Genomic DNA, 15,330 nt, shown 5'->3' with positions numbered 1-15,330 from the left:
GGGGGGAGGAGATTCGGCGGGGGGAGGATCGATGCCGCGGTGTCGGTCCTCCGCTGCCCGGAAGTCCTCCGTTCGCCGGCGCGCCGGCGCGGCGCCGGGCTCAGACCGCGTCGGCGATGCGGGGAGCCTCGGGCTCGGAGACCTCGATGCCGAACAGCGCGGACAGCGCCGAGACGTAGTCGTCGCCGCGGCCGGACTCGGCGAGCTCGTGCGCGCGGGTGGTCGGGGTGTGCAGCAGCACGCCGACGAGGTGCCGCAGGGCCTGCTCGGTCTGTCCGCCCTCGTCGCCGCGGGCGCGCACCCGGGCGACCTCGGCGTCGAGTACGCCGAACACGTGAGCGCGCAGGGCGACGACCGCGGGGGTGATGTTCTTGCGCTCGCCGACCGAGGCGAAGCGGCGGGCGGCGTCGCGGACGAGGTCGCGCGCGGCATCCGTCGCCTGCAGCTCTTCGAGTGGGGCGTGGAGGCGGATGGTCTCGAGGTCGAGCAGGTCGACGCCGGGCACCGCGGCCACGTCGGGGTCGACGTTGCGGGGGAGGCCGAGGTCGATCACGAGGCGGCGGCCCGAGTGGTCGACGGGGCAGCCGGCGGGAGCGGCGGCGGATTCGGCGGCGGTGCGTCCCGCGGCGAACGTGGCGGCACTGACGACGTGGTGCTCGCTCGTCGTGCACGTGATCACGAGGTCGGCGTGAGCGACGGCGGTGGGGAAGGTCTCGGCCGAGACGGCGCGCAGCCCGTGCTTGGCGGCGAACTTCGCGGCGCGGCCCGAGGGGGAGTGGACCGAGATGTCCTCGGCGCCCTGATCGCGAAGTGCGGCGACGGTGGCGGCCGCATAGGCGCCGGTGCCGACCAGCAGCACGCGCTGCGTCGACCAGTCGGCGATGCGGCTGTCGGCGAGCTCGAGGCCGAGGCGCACGAGCGAACGGCCGGCGCGGCCGATCGCGGTGGAGTTCTTCACGCCGCGCTGAGCTTCGGACGCGCGCTGGAACAGCCGCTCCAGCTCTCCGGACGTGGTGCCGAGGTTGCGCGACTCGGTGAGGGCGCGCCGCACCTGACCGGCGATCTCGCCCTCGCCCACGACGACCGACTCGAGACCGGATGCCACCGAGAAGAGGTGCTCGGCCACATCTCCGCCGCCGAGCACGGTGTACGAACCCTCGAGCTCGCTCGCGGGAACGCCGGTGGCCGCCTCGATGGCGCTCAGCGTGGCCTCCACTCCCACCGCGACGGCGGCCGTGACGGGCTCGTCCATGTCGACGTAGGCCTCGAAGCGGTTGCAGGTGGCCACGACGACCGCTCCCTGCACGCACTCGTCGTGCGCGGCGATCAGGGGGGCGACGGGGGTGGTGGGTACGCTGAGCCGCTCGAGGAGATCGAAGGACGCGGTCTTGTGACTCGCGCTCACGCAGAGCAGCACATCCATATTCTACGCCCGGCCCCCGCGAGGTATTCCTGGTCGCCTCTCGACATCGAGGCATCCTCGTCGCTCAGCGGAGCCGAGTGGAAGGATGGATGCCATGGCCACCCCCGACGCGCCCCTCCTCCGTGCCCTCCGTGGCGACCGTCCCGAGCGGCAGCCGGTGTGGTTCATGCGACAGGCGGGGCGCTCGCTCCCGGAGTACCGCGACCTGCGGGTCGGCACCCGCATGCTCGACGCGTGCCTGACACCCGAGCTCGCGGCCGATATCACGCTGCAGCCCATCCGCCGACACGGGGTGGATGCCGCCATCTTCTTCAGCGACATCGTCGTGCCGCTGCGTCTCGCCGGTGTCGACGTCGAGATCGAGCCGGGGCGTGGCCCGGTATTCGCCGAGCCGGTGCGCACCGCCGCCGACGTCGCGCGCGTGACCTCGATCGATCTCGCCGACGTGGCGGCAGCGGCCGAGCCGATCCGCGAGGCGGTGGGTCTCGTGACCGACGAGCTCGACGACGCGGTGCCGCTCATCGGCTTCGCCGGTGCCCCGTTCACTCTCGCGGCGTACCTCGTCGAGGGCGGTCCGTCGAAGGAACACCTCCGGGCCCGGGGCATGATGTACGCCGACCCGGAGTCGTGGCATCGGCTCGCCGGGTGGCTGGCGCAGGTGTCGAAGGCGTTCCTCGACGCGCAGATCGCCGGCGGCGCCCAGGCGGTCCAGCTCTTCGACTCGTGGGCCGGCTCGCTGTCGCGATCGGCGTTCCTCGAATTCGTCGCTCCGCACTCCCGCACCGCGCTCGAGGGCATCGAGGTGCCCCGCATCCACTTCGGCGTCGGTACCGGGCCGTTCCTCGCCGACATGCGTCTGGGGGGCATCGCCGACGCGGTCGGCGTCGATTGGCGGATGCCGCTCGACGAGGCCGCCGCCATCGTCGGCCCTGACACGACGCTGCAGGGCAACATCGACCCCGCGCTGCTGGGGGCGCCGTGGCCCGTGCTCGCCGCCCACATCGACGACATCCTGGCGCGGGGCCGCGCGGCGCGCGCCCACGTCCTGAACCTCGGTCACGGCGTGCCGCCCGACACCGACCCGACCGTGCTCAGCCGCATCGTCGCCCACGCGCACGGGGAGTCGGTGTGAGCGACCCGCTCGAGCGCCTCGCCGAACACGCGCACGAGAGCCGCGTCGTCGTCGCCGGTGGGGGGATCTCCGGTCTCGTCGCGGCGCTGGAGTGCGCCAAGGTCGGCATCCAGGTCACGGTGCTGGAAGCCTCCGACGTGTTCGGGGGAGTCGTGCGCTCGGCCGAGGTGGGCGGCCTCACGCTCGACGTCGGGGCAGAGAGCTTCGCCACCCGCGGCGGGATCGTCCGCGGCCTGCTGTCCGAACTCGGGCTCTCGGATCAGGTGGTCGCCCCGAACCCCGCTGGAGCATGGGTCGCGGGCGTGCCCGGAATCGGGGCGGCGCCGTTGCCGAAGGGCGGGATCCTCGGCATCCCGGACAATCCCTGGGCACCGGACGTGCGGCGCGTGATCGGGTGGGCGGGCGCCTGGCGCGCGTACGTCGATCGCCTGCGGCCGCCGCTGACGATCGGTCACCAGCGCAGCCTCGGTGCCCTCGTCCGTTCGCGCATGGGCGCGCGCGTGCTCGATCGGCTCGTCGCGCCCGTCACGAGCGGCGTCTACTCCGCCCGCCCCGACGACATCGACGTCGATCTCGCGGTTCCCGGTCTCAATGCCGCCCTTACCCGCACCGGCTCGCTGGGCGGCGCGGTGGCCGATCTGCGCGCCGCGCGCGCGACCGCGTCACCCGCGGACGCTCCGGCCTCCGACGTCCCGGTCGTGGCCGGAACCCCCCCGCGCACACCGGCGCCCGGCGGCGCCGTCGAAGGCATCGTCGGGGGCATGTCGCGACTCGTCGACGCCCTCGTCGCGCGCCTGACCGAGCTCGGGGTCGACCTGCGGACCGGCGTCCCGGTCGAGGGCATCTCCCGGGCCGACGACGCGTGGCACGTGCAGGTGGCGAGCGACGAGCCCCTGCCGGCCGACGCGGTCATCGTCGCGCTCCCGGAAGTCACGGCGCGTGCGCTCCTCGCGCCGGTCGTGCCGAGCCTGGACCGCACCGAGCCCCTCGCGCCCGTGGTCGACGTCGTCACTCTCGTCGTGCACGCTCCGGCTCTCGACTCCGCGCCGCGCGGAACCGGTGTGCTCACGGTCCCGGGCAGTCACGTCGCGAAGGCCCTCACGCACTCGACCGCGAAGTGGGACTGGGTCCGGGATGCCAGCGAGCCGGGCATCCACGTCGTCCGCGTGTCTTTCGGGGCTCAGGGCGAGGAGCCCGCGACGGCGGCGCTCGACGACGACGCGGCCGGCGCTCTCGCACTGTCCGAGGCTTCGGCGCTGCTGGGCGTCGCCCTCGAGCCCGCTTCGCTGCGGGCGTCCCACCGCGTGCGCTACGTGCAGTCGCAGCCCGGTGCCGCGATCGGGCGCGCGGCGCAGACCGCTGCCGCGCGCGGCGCGGTGCGCGCCGTCCCGGGGCTCGGGGCCACGGGTGCCTGGCTGTCGGGAACGGGTCTGGCGCAGGTGATTCCGGACGCGCGCGCCGAAGCCGACCGGGTGCGCAGCGCCACCCTGTGGCGGCGCGGCTGAGGCGCCGCGCGCCGATGGTCGGCCCGCGGCGCGGGGATGTCAAGGCCGGATGCCGGAATCGGAATACATGGCTATCGTGAGAGTCGACCAGCACTGATCGAGCGTGAGGAGACCCCATGAGGGGCAAAGCAGCACTCGTCGTCGGACTCGTGGCGGGCTACGTGCTCGGAGCACGTGCCGGCCGCGAACGGTACGAGCAGATCAAGGCGCAGGCCGAGAAGGTCTGGGAACAGCCCGTCGTCCAGGGGCAGGTCGAGAAGGTGAAGGCGTTCGGCGTCTCCGCGCTCAAGTCCGTCCCCGGTGTGGTGTGGAAGGGCGCGAAGTCCGTCACCGGTGCCGCATCGCAGTCCGGTACCGTCTCCGAGCGCGCCGAGCGCGCCGGCCGTGCCGCGAAGGCGTCGGCGGGCGAGGTCGCCGACGCGGTCGAGGACTCCGTCGACGACGCCCAGAGCGCCGAGAAGAGCGCGACCACGCGTGCGCGGGCGAACAAGAGCAGCTCCGCGTCGTCGGAGAGCTGACGCATGACCACTCCCCGCGGTTTCCGCGATCGCGCCGACGACAGTCTGTTCACCCTGCTCGGTGACATCCCCGAGCTCGTGCGCAACCTCGTCGTCGCCGAGATCAACGGCGCCAAGGCCTGGGCGCAGAGGACGGCCAAGGACGCCGGTATCGGCGCGGGATGGTTCGTCGGCGCGCTCATCGTCGTCTTCTGGGCCGTGCCGGTCTTCTTCGCCTTCGTCATCGCCGGACTGTCGTCCTGGTGGCCCGTGTGGCTGTCGGCGCTCGTCGTCTTCGGTGTGATGATCGTGATCACCGCGATCCTGGCGCTGTTGGGATACCTGCGCTTCAAGAAGCTCTCGACGCGCGAGAACCCCGGTCAGGCCATCGCCGAAGACGTCCGCATCGTGAAGGAGGCTGGCGATGAGTATTGAGCGTCCCGTTCCCGTGCCGCGCACCGCGGTGCCGTTGGGGATCACCGACCCCGTCCAAGAGGCGCGCGCCGAGCTGAAGGCCGCCCTCGCGGCCATCGAGGTCAAGGCCAACGTCCCGCGCCGTGTGAGCGAGGCCGTCGACATCCGCGTCGCCGAGGTGCGCGAGGCGGCTCGACGCAACCCCGCCGCTGCGGCCGCCGTCGTCGCCGGAGTCGCGGCCGCGGTGGGCCTGACGGTCTGGGCCCTCGTCCGCGCGTACGCGCGCTGACGCCGCCGTCCCGGCATCCGCTTTCCCGAACGCCCACGTTCCGCGGGTTCGTCCCGAACGTGGGCGTTCGCGCGCCCGCCGCGCGGTTGCCCGCCGAGCGCCCGCCCGCCGAGCGCCCGCCGCGCCGGCCGCGCGCCCGCGTCAGGGCTCGTTGACGAACAGGCCGTCGAGGAGGTCCTGGAAGTACTCGGGCGTCACGGCGATCGGCCCCGCGTACGCGTGGTCGAAACCGGCGATCGCGTACAGCAGCAGCGCGACGAAGAGCGCGAGCATGCCCGCCATCAGCAGGTGGACGCGGAGGTTGCGGACCTCGATGAGCCCGATGAGCACCGCGTTCAGGAAGGCCCCCACGCTCAGCACGATCCACAGGACGTTCGGCAGCGCCAAGTGAGTCAGCGCGATACGCTCGCGCCGATTCTCCACCAGCAGCTGGAACTGGTTCAGCGACTGCTCGACGTACAGGGCCTCCGCCGACGTCGTCGGTTTCACCTGGGCGATGGCCTGCTGCATCGCTGTGATGTTGGCATCCGTCTCGAGCGGGATCTCCCATCGCGCCTGCATCGGCCAGTCCACGTCGATGACGTTGCGCGTGTACGCGATGATCTGCTGCTGCAGCTCGGTCGACTGCGGCTCCGGAAGGATCGCGGCCGTCCGATACAGGGATGCCAGGGACGACGACTCGTCCAGCACGATGCCGTCGACCTCGGTGAAGTTGCCGTACGCGGCCGCGGCGATGAGGGCGAGGGTCACTCCGTAGAAGACGCCGTAGGCGCCGACGGCGTAGCTGAGGACGCGGTCCCACTCCTCGCCCTGGCCGCCGACGCGACGCACCCAGCGTCGCAGCACGAGCAGGATGCCGCAGGATCCGCCCACGACGATCGCGATGAACAGCGGCAGCCCCACCGACATGGGGAGTTGGTACAGCCACATCGGGCAACCCTTCCGGACGGCATCCCCCGATGCCGTCGTCGCACAGTACCAACGGCGTGGTGTCCTCCGCGGGCGCCGGTGCTTCACCGGCGAGTCAACGGGTTTGGATGCCCGCGCCCGCAGGACGAGACTTGACCCATGGCCCACGATGAATCCTCCTCCGTGTACACCCTGTGGGCGGTCCTCCGCCGTGACCCCGAGAACCCGGTCACCGCGGTCGACGCCACCGAGCTCGCCGACCTCACCGCTCTCATCGAGGCCGACGGGGTCACCGTGCGCGGGTTCTACGACGTCAGCGGTCTGCGTGCGGACGCCGACCTCATGATCTGGCTGCACGGCGAAGACCCCCAGGCCCTGCAGCGCGACCTGCGGCGCCTGCGCCGCACCGAACTGCTGAAGAACCTGCTGCCCACTTGGAACGCGATGGGCGTGCACCGCGACGCCGAGTTCAACCGTTCGCACGTGCCGGGGTTCCTCCGCGGCATCGACGCGAAGGACTGGCTCTGCCTGTACCCCTTCGTGCGCAGCTACGAGTGGTACCTGCTGCCCGAGGCCGAGCGTCGCGAGATGCTCATGGAGCACGGCAAGAAGGGGTCGGCGTACCGAGAGGTGATCGCCAACACGGTGGCATCCTTCGCTCTCGGCGACTACGAGTGGCTTCTGCCGATGGAGTCCGACAACCTCACCGACCTCGTCGACATGATGCGCGACCTGCGCTACACCGAGGCGCGCCGTCACGTGCGCGAAGAGGTGCCGTTCTACACGGGGCGCCGCGTCACGCTCGACGAGATCCCCGAGATCCTCCAGTGAGTGCGCCCCTGCGCCTGGGCACGCGCCGCAGCGCGCTGGCCATGGCGCAGTCGCAGATGGTCGCCGACGCGGTGGCCGAGGCATCCGGCCGCGCGGTCGAGCTCGTCCCCATCGTGTCGGAGGGCGACGTCAACCGTGCCTCGCTGTCGCAGCTCGGCGGTCGCGGGGTGTTCGCGAACGGCCTGCGCGAGGCGCTCGCCGCCGACCGGTGCGACTTCCTCGTGCACTCGCTCAAGGACCTGCCCACGGCGCAGCCCGACGGCCTGGTGATCGCCGCGACCCCGCCGCGTGAGGACGCTCGCGACGTCGTGGTGACCCGCGACGGCACGCCGCTGTCGGCGCTTCCGGCCGGGGCCCGCGTGGGAACGGGGTCGCCTCGCCGTATCGCCCAGGCTCTGCGTCACAACCCCGGGCTCGACGTCCACGACATCCGCGGCAACGTCGACTCGCGCCTCGCCCGCGTGCGCGACGGAGAGCTGGATGCCGTCATCCTCGCCGCCGCCGGTATCTCGCGGCTCGGCGGCGACCTGGGCGGCCTCGAGGCCGAGTACCTGGGGCTGGCCGAGTGGCCGACGGCGCCGGGTCAGGGATCGCTCGCGATCGAGACGCGCACCGACATCGACCCCGAGATCCTCGCTGCCCTCGCCGCACTCGATGACGAGGCCACCCGCGTGGCCATCACGGCCGAGCGCACCATCCTTTCGGTCCTCGATGCCGGATGCCACGCCCCCGTCGCCACGCACGCCGCCCTCGCTGACGGCGACCTGCGTCTGCGGGCCATCGTGTACGCGCTGGACGGTACGCATCGGATCGGTATCGATCGGACCGTGCGCGTGGGGCCGGGGTATGCTCGGGAAACGGGCAGTGGCAATGGTGCGAATGCTGCCGACGACGGGGGACCCATCGCGCGTGCGTCGCGTGCGGGCCAAGAAGCCGCGCGTCGGTTGCTCGAACGTGGGGCGGCCGACCTGGTACCACGAGAGTCGACCACATGAATGAAGGCCATCGGCACACGCCGACCTCAGAAAAGCCGCTCGCCGGCTGGCGCGTTCTCGTGCCCCGCGGCGGCCCGTGGGGTGACGGCGTCGCCGCGAGCCTCCGTCAGCGCGGAGCCGTCCCGGTCATCGCGCCGTTGATCAACTTCGCGCCGACCAACGATCAGGCGACCCTCGAGCAGGCGCTCGCCGACCTGGCCGCCGGCCAGTTCGACTGGCTCACGCTCACCAGCGCGACCACGGTCGACGTGCTCTACGCCTACCGGGCCGAGATCCCCGCATCGACGAAGGTCGCCGCCGTCGGTGAGACGACTGCCGCGGCCATGCAGGCCGTGGGCTACCACGTCGACCTCGTCCCCGACCGCGACAACTCGGCCCAGGGCATGGCCGAGCAGATGATCGCGCTCGAGACCGAGCCCCGCAAGGTCCTGACGCTCCGCAGCGAGATCGCCAAGCCGGTGCTCACCCGTCTGCTGATCGAGGCCGGTCATCACGTCCGCAGCGTCGTGGCGTATCGCACGGTCGGCGTCCCGGTCACCGAGAAGATCGCGACCGACGTCCACTCGGGCCGGATCAACGCGATCCTCGTCACCAGCGGTTCGGTCGCCGAACAGGTGGTCGAGCAGTTCCCCGAGATCCCGGCATCCACCGTCATCGCCGCGATCGGACCGCGCACCGCGAAGGATGCCAAGCGCGCGGGCTTGAACGTCGATGTCATCGCCGAGACCCAGACGGTCGATTCGTTGATCGACGCCGTCGCCCGCTTCACCGTTACCCCGGAGTCCGAGAACACCGAATGAGCTTCCCCGAGTACCGCCCGCGGCGTCTGCGCCGCACCCCCGCCGTCCGCCGCCTGGCCCGCGAGACGCACCTCGTGCCGTCGCAGCTCGTGCTGCCGCTGTTCGTGCGCGAGGGCATCACCCAGCAGGTGCCGATCGGCTCGATGCCGGGTGTCGTGCAGCACTCCCTCGACTCGCTGCGTCGCGCGGTCGCCGAGGCCGCGGCCGCGCGTATCGGCGGCGTGATGCTGTTCGGCGTCCCCGAGGCGCGCGACGCGGTGGGCTCGGGCGCCGACGACCCGAACGGCATCCTGAACGTCGCGACCGAGGCCGTCGTGTCCGAGGTCGGCGACGCGCTCGTCGTGCAGACCGACCTGTGCCTGGACGAGTTCACCGACCACGGCCACTGCGGCGTGCTGCGCGCCGACGGCGCGGTCGACAACGACGCGACCCTCGAGCGGTACACCGCCATGGGACTCGCTCAAGCTCGCGCGGGGTCGGCGATGCTCGGGCTGTCCGGCATGATGGACGGTCAGGTCGGCGCGGTGCGCCAGGCGCTGGATGCCGAGGGCTTCACCGACACCCTGCTGCTGGCGTACTCCGCGAAGTACGCCGGGGCGTTCTACGGCCCGTTCCGCGAGGCGGTGGACTCGCAGCTGAAGGGTGACCGCCGCTCGTACCAGCTCGACCCGGGCAACGGTCGCGAGGGCGTGCGCGAAGCGCTGCTCGACGTCGACGAGGGCGCCGACGTCGTGATGGTCAAGCCCGCGCTGCCGTACCTCGACGTCCTCGCCGACGTGAAGGCATCCGTCGACGTCCCGGTGTGGGCGTACCAGGTGTCGGGCGAGTACGCGATGGTCGAGGCCGCTGCGGCGCACGGCTGGATCGACCGCCGCGGTGCGGTGCTCGAGAGCCTGCTCGGCATCCGTCGCGCCGGTGCCGACGCGATCCTGACCTACTGGGCCCTCGAGGCCGCGCACTGGCTCCGCGCCGACCTGTAGACGCGTGAGGGGTCAGTTTCTGTCGCCTGCGCGGCGCTGAAGCGACAGTTCTTGACCCCTCACGCGAGGGTGCCCGGGAGAATGGATGCCATGACAGATCTCAACGACCAGTGGTTCGCGCGCGCCAAGGACGTCATTCCGGGCGGGGTGAACTCGCCGGTCCGGGCGTACGGATCGGTCGGCGGGACGCCGCGGTTCGTGCAGTCGGCGTCCGGTGCCCGGATCACGGATGCCACGGGTCGCGAGTACGTCGACCTCGTCGCCTCGTGGGGTCCGGCGCTGCTCGGCCACGCGCACCCCGAGGTCGTCGGAGCCGTGCAGTCGGCGGCATCCCGGGGTCTGTCGTTCGGCGCTCCGACGGGAGCCGAAGTCGAGCTCGCCGACCTGATCGCCCACCGCGTGCGCGTCGGGGACCTGGCGCCGGTCGAGAAGGTGCGCCTCGTGTCGACGGGCACCGAGGCGACGATGACGGCGATCCGTCTCGCGCGCGGCGCGACCGGCCGCGACCTGCTGATCAAGTTCGCCGGGCATTACCACGGGCACTCCGACGGGCTGCTCGCCGCCGCCGGCTCGGGCGTCGCGACGCTCGCGCTCCCGGGCTCGGCCGGTGTTCCCGCCCCCATCGCGGCGCAGACGCTCGTGCTCCCCTACAACGACCTCGACGCGGTGCGCGAGGCGTTCGCGGTGCACGGCGAGAACATCGCCGCGATCATCGTCGAGGCGGCATCCGCGAACATGGGCGTCGTCCCGCCGCTGCCCGGCTTCAACGCCGCTCTGGCCGACATCGCCCACAGCCACGGCGCCCTGCTGATCATGGACGAGGTGCTCACCGGCTTCCGCGTGCACCCCGCCGGGTTCTGGGGCCTGCAGGCATCGCAGGGCGAGACGTACCTGCCCGATATCCTCACGTTCGGCAAGGTCGTCGGCGGGGGGATGCCGCTGGCCGCCCTCGGCGGTCGCGCCGACGTCATGGACCACCTTGCGCCCCTCGGCCCGGTGTACCAGGCGGGTACGCTGTCGGGGAACCCGCTGTCGGTCGCGGCGGGCCTCGCGACCCTGCGGCTGGCGACGCCCGAGGTGTACGCCGCGGTCGACGCCTCGGCCGCGCGCATCGCCGACGCCCTCGACGCGGCGCTCACCGCCGAGGGGGTCGTGCACACCGTCCCCCGCGCGGGTTCGCTCTTCGGTGTCGCGTTCCTGCCCGAGGTTCCGCGCGACTACGCCACGGCGCTGACGCAGCAGTCGTGGCGGTACGCCCCGTTCTTCCACGCGATGCTGGATGCCGGCATCTCGCTGCCCCCGAGCGTGTTCGAGGCGTGGTTCCTCACCGCCGCGCACGACGACGAGGCGCTCGAGCGTGTGCTGGAGGCGCTGCCGGTGGCGGCCCGGGCCGCGGCGACGGCGGCCGACCCTGCGCTTCTGGCGCAGTAGTCGCCGGGGCGGGGCGGCGGACCCGACGCTGCTCGGGCGGGAGCCGCTGGGGTCGGGGCTCTGGCCGTCGCTTACGTCGTGCACAACTCCGGCGCGAGCGAGGCGAGGGCTGGCGTGGCCCGCGGGATTCCGCGGGCGGTGGCGGGGCGGGTGCTCGAGGTGCAGGAGTTGTGCCCAGTGGGCCGGTGTGCCGGTGCGGGGTGCGGCGTCTGGAGTTGCCGGAGCGACGTGAGGCAGCGGCGGCCGGTGACGCACAACTCCTGCAGAACGGCGGCGAGGCTGGGGGTGGCCCGCGGGATTCCGCGGGCGGTGGCGGGGCGGGCACTCGAGGTGCAGGAGTTGTGCCCGGTGTGCCGGTGCGGGGTGCGGCGTCCGGAGGTGTGGGAGCGACGTGCGGCAGCGGCGGCCGGTGACGCCGTAGCGACGTGAGGCAGCGGCGGCCGGTGACGCACAACTCCTGCAGAACGGCGGCGAGGCTGGCCGTGGCCCGCGGAATTCTGCGGGCGGTGGCGGGGCGGGCACTCGAGGTGCAGGAGTTGTGCCCGGTGTGCCGGTGCGGGGTGCGGCGTCCGGAGCTGCCGGAGGCGCAGGAGTTGTGCGCCGGGACGCCGGGCCGATCGCATCCGCACGCATCGCGCCGCCCGGCGCGGTGGAAGACTGGACGGATGCCACATCCTCAGCCTCGCGTCGTCGTCCTCGCCGGCGGTGTCGGCGGATCGAAGTTCGCCCTCGGCGTCCGTGCGGCCCTGGCCGGGCTCGGAGCCCCGGAGGCGACCGTCGTCGTCAACACCGGCGACGACCTGTGGCTGTCGGGCGTGCGGCTGCAGCCCGACGTCGACTCGATCACGTATGCGCTCGCCGGGGTCAACGACACCGTCCGCGGCTGGGGGCGCGCGGGCGACACCGAGCGGGTGAACGAGGAACTGCAGGCGTGGGGCGCCGGCTGGCCCTGGTTCACGCTCGGCGACCTCGACCTCGGCACTCACCTCGCGCGCACGGGTTGGCTGCGGGAGGGCCTCACCCCGACCGAGGTCCTCGGTCGGATGGCGGAGCGCTGGCCGCTCGGCATCCGGTTGCTCCCGATGACCGACAGCGAGGTCGACACGCACGTGCACGTCGAGGACGGTCGACGCCTGCACTTCCAGGAGTGGTGGACGCGCTACCGGGCGGCTCTGGTTCCGACGCGGTTCGAGAACCCCGGAATTCTGGATGCCGTGCCCGCCCCGGGCGTCGTCGAGGCGATCGCGCACGCCGACGTGGTGCTGCTGGCCCCGTCGAACCCCGTCGTCTCGATCGGCCCGATCCTGGCGGTTCCGGGCATCCGGGAGGCGCTGCGGTCCACGACCGCGCGGGTCGTGGGTGTCTCACCGATCATCGGCGGCCGGGTCGTGCGCGGCATGGCCGACGTGTGCCTGACCGCGATCGGGGTCGAGACCTCCGCGGCCGCCGTCGCGCGGCACTATGGTGCGCGCTCGGCCGACGGGGTGCTGGACGCGTGGCTGCTCGCCGAGGAGGACGCGGCTGCGGCTGCGGAGGTGGAGGCTTCGGGGATCCGCGCGGTGGTCGCGCCGCTGTGGATGCGCGACGAAGACGCGTCGGCGGCGATCGCGGAGGCGGCGCTGGGGGCGTGAGCGGGCACCGCCACGCTGTGCGTGGGCGGGAGCACGAGGTCGGCGGGGCCGACACCGGTCACCCCGCGCACAGCGACGTCCCCTCGGGCACGGCATCCACGACCGTCGTCGTGACCGACGTGGAGCCCGTCGCCGTCCCCGCGGGCATGTCAGCGCCGGGCCGCAGCAGTACCTGACGCTCGCCGATGAAGGCTCCGGTCGCGGGATCGATGATGATGTCCTGCCGAAAGCCGTTGGTGCCCTCGTCTCGGCCGATCGCGGTGCCCGTTCGTCCGTTGAGGGTCGCCTGCGCCTCGGTGATGCTGACGCCGGGGATCAACGCCGCGGTGTCATAGAACAGGGAGCGGATCCCCGCCGGAACAGTACCCGAGCGCAACCGATCGGCGATCCACACGAGTGCTTCGCCGTCGCGGGAGGGGCCGGCGCCGCCGTTCTGCCGATAGATCTCCTGCAGCAGCTGGGCGGGATCGCGGGGGAGGGCGGACAGATCGTCCTCGCTCAGCATCCCGAACGCGTTGCCGTCGTACCAGCGCCCGCCGGGCAGGACGCGGCGGACGTCGTCACCGAACCCGGATGACTCGGCGGCGAAGGTCTCCGAGCGCGGGCCGAAGGTCTGCACCGGAGTGCGCGCGCACGACACGAAGACCCACTCGCTGGAGCGATCGGACGGCACCCACACCGCGCTCACCTCGCTCTCCAGATACGACGTCGCGTCCGCTTCGGTCATGTTGCCGTCGCGTTCGCGCCGGGCCAGCTCGGCGTCGGCCTCGGTCGGGCCGGAGGCCGCGTAGACGGCGTCCGTCCGCACCTCCAGGTACTGGCCCGGACCCACGAGGGGATCGGTGACGCTCCGCGCTGCACTGGCCGCCGAGGCGAGTACTGCGGCCGCCGCCGGATCCGCACTGCCCGGCGTGCCCGGGAGCCCGGCAACGACGAGGGCGCCGGCCAGCCCGCACGTCGCCGCGACCGACCCGCCGATCCAGATCCACGAGCGTCGTGGCCGAGCGGCGTGAGCCGGCGGTGCCTCGATCGCGCGCAGCAGGGCGGCGCGGCCACGGATCACGTCGTCGGGCGATCGGTCCGGTACGTCCTCGCGGACGCGGCTGAGGAGGGCGAGGTCATCCATGCGAGTTCTCTCTTTCTCGGCGCGGGGCCGGATGGACATGCGGGGTGAGGGCCGCGCGCACCTTGCGACGGGCCCGACTCAGTCGGGAGCGGACGGTTCCGAGGGGGATGCCGAGAGCCTCGGCGATCCCGGCGTAGTCGAGGTCGCCAAAGGTGTGCAGGAGGAGCACATCGCGGTCGCCGCGCGCCAAGTCCGCGAGGGCGGTTCCGAGGTGGGCGGCGAGGCCGTCGGCATCCATCCGCTCGTCGGCGGCGGCGATGTCATCGAGATCGACGCGCCCGAGGTCGGCCGCCTGCATGCCCTTCCATGCCCGGATCTCGAGGCGCGTGTGCTTCTGCATGAGGACCGTCGCGATGCCGAGGAGCCAGGGCCGCGCGTCGACTCCGCCGAGGAACGACGACCGCCGCGAGAAGGCGACGAGGAACGTCTCGGAGGTGATGTCCTCCGCGTGCGCGGATCCCAGGCGCCGGCTGGCGTAGCGGTGTACGACACGTTCGTGCCGGTCGTACAGTTCGGCGAACGCCGCTCGGTGCGTCAGGGACCGGACGATGATGTCGCCGTCGTTCGTGCTCACACCGGGTATTGTCCGATCCGCCGAAAAAGTTCTCGGATGCCGAGAACTCGGCGGTCGCAGGATTGCGCGAACGTCGCAGGCTTCGGGTTCTGCTCGGAACGCGAGACTCGGCGGATCCGCGGCGCGCGCGTCAGGCCGCAGCCGCCGCCAGCACCGCCGCCGTCCGCGGTCCGACGCCCAACGCCACGGCTTCGGCGAGCTGCGCGGCGGTGTCGACGTCGCGGCGCAGCGTCGACCCGCGCGGAACCGCGAGGTCGGTGCACCCGAGGAGCCGGTGGCGGGCTGCGGAGTCGGCGCCGAAAGCGGAGACCCATACCGCGCCGGGTCGAGCCGTGACGAGGGTGGAGCCGGTGCCCTCGGCATCCGGGACCAGGCCCCGCTCGAGATGGCCGGCGAGTTCGAGCGCGGCGTCGAGATCGTGCGGCGTCAGCGCGGGAAGGTCGCCCAGCAGCGCCGCGCGGGGCGCGCCCTGACCGGCGGTGGCGGCACCCAGCGCGATCGCGGCGTCGAGGCCGCGCACGTCGCCCTCGGCGATCACGTCGACCGCGGGCCAGGTCGACACCAGGGCCGAGACCTCGGCGTCATCCGTCACGACGAGCACATGCGAAACCCGCGGGGTCGCCGCGGCGGCGGCGATCGTGTCGATCGCGATCGCTCTGGCCAGGGCCTCGCGGTCGGCTGTCACGGCGGTCAGCCGCGTCTTGCCCAGGGCGGCGGGCTTCACCGGTACGACGATCGTCCACCCGTCGCGGACCTCAGGAGTGCTCATCAACTCCATTGTGCGCCGGACCCC

16 protein-coding genes are annotated in these 15,330 nt (G+C 72.6%); 11 read left to right on the top strand and 5 right to left on the bottom strand.

Translation table 11 applies throughout. The annotated features are described in order from the left end of the window. Positions 1–100: 100 nt before the first annotated feature. The gene (locus AC3E6M_RS13330) at positions 101–1,417 is read right to left on the bottom strand and encodes a glutamyl-tRNA reductase (protein WP_490530202.1); all 1,317 of its coding nucleotides are present in this window, start codon (positions 1,415–1,417) and stop codon (positions 101–103) included. Between the two features lie 100 nt (positions 1,418–1,517). Here AC3E6M_RS13330 and hemE point away from each other — a divergent pair, with 100 nt between their 5' ends. The 5 genes from hemE (at position 1,518) to AC3E6M_RS13305 (ending at position 5,260) form a co-directional block, all read left to right on the top strand. Continuing rightward, positions 1,518–2,555, top strand: a complete 1,038-nt coding sequence (gene hemE, locus AC3E6M_RS13325) for a uroporphyrinogen decarboxylase (protein WP_490530201.1) — start codon at positions 1,518–1,520, stop codon at positions 2,553–2,555. Beyond that, positions 2,552–4,060, top strand: a complete 1,509-nt coding sequence (locus AC3E6M_RS13320; RefSeq protein ID WP_490530199.1) for a protoporphyrinogen/coproporphyrinogen oxidase — start codon at positions 2,552–2,554, stop codon at positions 4,058–4,060. The genes hemE and AC3E6M_RS13320 overlap by 4 nt, the downstream gene beginning before the upstream one ends. A 116-nt stretch (positions 4,061–4,176) precedes the next feature. Beyond that, the gene (locus tag AC3E6M_RS13315) at positions 4,177–4,578 is read left to right on the top strand and encodes a hypothetical protein (protein ID WP_138177753.1); all 402 of its coding nucleotides are present in this window, start codon (positions 4,177–4,179) and stop codon (positions 4,576–4,578) included. A 3-nt stretch (positions 4,579–4,581) separates the two neighbouring features. Continuing rightward, complete coding sequence (locus tag AC3E6M_RS13310; protein WP_138177755.1) at positions 4,582–4,992, top strand: phage holin family protein; 411 nt, start codon at positions 4,582–4,584, stop codon at positions 4,990–4,992. Beyond that, positions 4,982–5,260 (top strand): hypothetical protein, encoded by a 279-nt coding sequence (locus AC3E6M_RS13305; protein ID WP_490530198.1) that lies wholly within the window; start codon positions 4,982–4,984, stop codon positions 5,258–5,260. The genes AC3E6M_RS13310 and AC3E6M_RS13305 overlap by 11 nt, the downstream gene beginning before the upstream one ends. A gap of 141 nt (positions 5,261–5,401) precedes the next feature. Here the strand turns inward: AC3E6M_RS13305 and AC3E6M_RS13300 are convergent, their stop codons facing one another. Then, a complete protein-coding gene (locus AC3E6M_RS13300; RefSeq protein WP_490530197.1) occupies positions 5,402–6,190 on the bottom strand; it encodes a bestrophin-like domain in 789 nt (262 codons plus the stop codon). A gap of 138 nt (positions 6,191–6,328) precedes the next feature. Here AC3E6M_RS13300 and hemQ point away from each other — a divergent pair, with 138 nt between their 5' ends. The 6 genes from hemQ (at position 6,329) to cofD (ending at position 12,837) form a co-directional block, all read left to right on the top strand. Further along, the gene (gene hemQ / locus AC3E6M_RS13295; protein WP_138177761.1) at positions 6,329–7,000 is read left to right on the top strand and encodes a hydrogen peroxide-dependent heme synthase; all 672 of its coding nucleotides are present in this window, start codon (positions 6,329–6,331) and stop codon (positions 6,998–7,000) included. Then, positions 6,997–7,995 carry a hydroxymethylbilane synthase gene (gene hemC / locus AC3E6M_RS13290; RefSeq protein WP_490530196.1) on the top strand — a complete coding sequence of 333 codons (999 nt, stop codon included), beginning with the start codon at positions 6,997–6,999 and terminating at the stop codon, positions 7,993–7,995. The genes hemQ and hemC overlap by 4 nt, the downstream gene beginning before the upstream one ends. Beyond that, positions 7,992–8,795 (top strand): uroporphyrinogen-III synthase, encoded by an 804-nt coding sequence (locus tag AC3E6M_RS13285; protein WP_490530195.1) that lies wholly within the window; start codon positions 7,992–7,994, stop codon positions 8,793–8,795. The genes hemC and AC3E6M_RS13285 overlap by 4 nt, the downstream gene beginning before the upstream one ends. Then, a complete protein-coding gene (gene hemB / locus AC3E6M_RS13280; RefSeq protein ID WP_490530194.1) occupies positions 8,792–9,775 on the top strand; it encodes a porphobilinogen synthase in 984 nt (327 codons plus the stop codon). Before AC3E6M_RS13285 ends, hemB begins: the two co-directional genes overlap by 4 nt. A 90-nt stretch (positions 9,776–9,865) precedes the next feature. Then, positions 9,866–11,206, top strand: coding sequence for a glutamate-1-semialdehyde 2,1-aminomutase (gene hemL / locus AC3E6M_RS13275; RefSeq protein ID WP_138177769.1), 1,341 nt, complete (start codon positions 9,866–9,868; stop codon positions 11,204–11,206). A 665-nt stretch (positions 11,207–11,871) separates the two neighbouring features. Beyond that, complete coding sequence (cofD, locus tag AC3E6M_RS13270) at positions 11,872–12,837, top strand: 2-phospho-L-lactate transferase (RefSeq protein ID WP_490530193.1); 966 nt, start codon at positions 11,872–11,874, stop codon at positions 12,835–12,837. Between the two features lie 58 nt (positions 12,838–12,895). On the opposite strand, the gene AC3E6M_RS13265 is transcribed toward cofD, so the two are convergent. From AC3E6M_RS13265 to cofC, 3 genes are all read right to left on the bottom strand, one after another. Continuing rightward, positions 12,896–13,963 (bottom strand): CU044_5270 family protein, encoded by a 1,068-nt coding sequence (locus tag AC3E6M_RS13265; protein ID WP_490530192.1) that lies wholly within the window; start codon positions 13,961–13,963, stop codon positions 12,896–12,898. After that, positions 13,956–14,537 (bottom strand): RNA polymerase sigma factor, encoded by a 582-nt coding sequence (locus AC3E6M_RS13260; RefSeq protein WP_252371049.1) that lies wholly within the window; start codon positions 14,535–14,537, stop codon positions 13,956–13,958. Before AC3E6M_RS13260 ends, AC3E6M_RS13265 begins: the two co-directional genes overlap by 8 nt. Positions 14,538–14,667: 130 nt before the next feature. Continuing rightward, entirely contained in the window at positions 14,668–15,306 is a 639-nt protein-coding gene (gene cofC / locus AC3E6M_RS13255; RefSeq protein ID WP_490530191.1) for a 2-phospho-L-lactate guanylyltransferase, read from the bottom strand. Positions 15,307–15,330 lie beyond the last annotated feature (24 nt).

It is taken from the genome of Microbacterium sp. SCPM-O-B-15248 (M128) (assembly GCF_058214835.1).
This window is presented reverse-complemented; position numbering and strand designations above follow the sequence as displayed.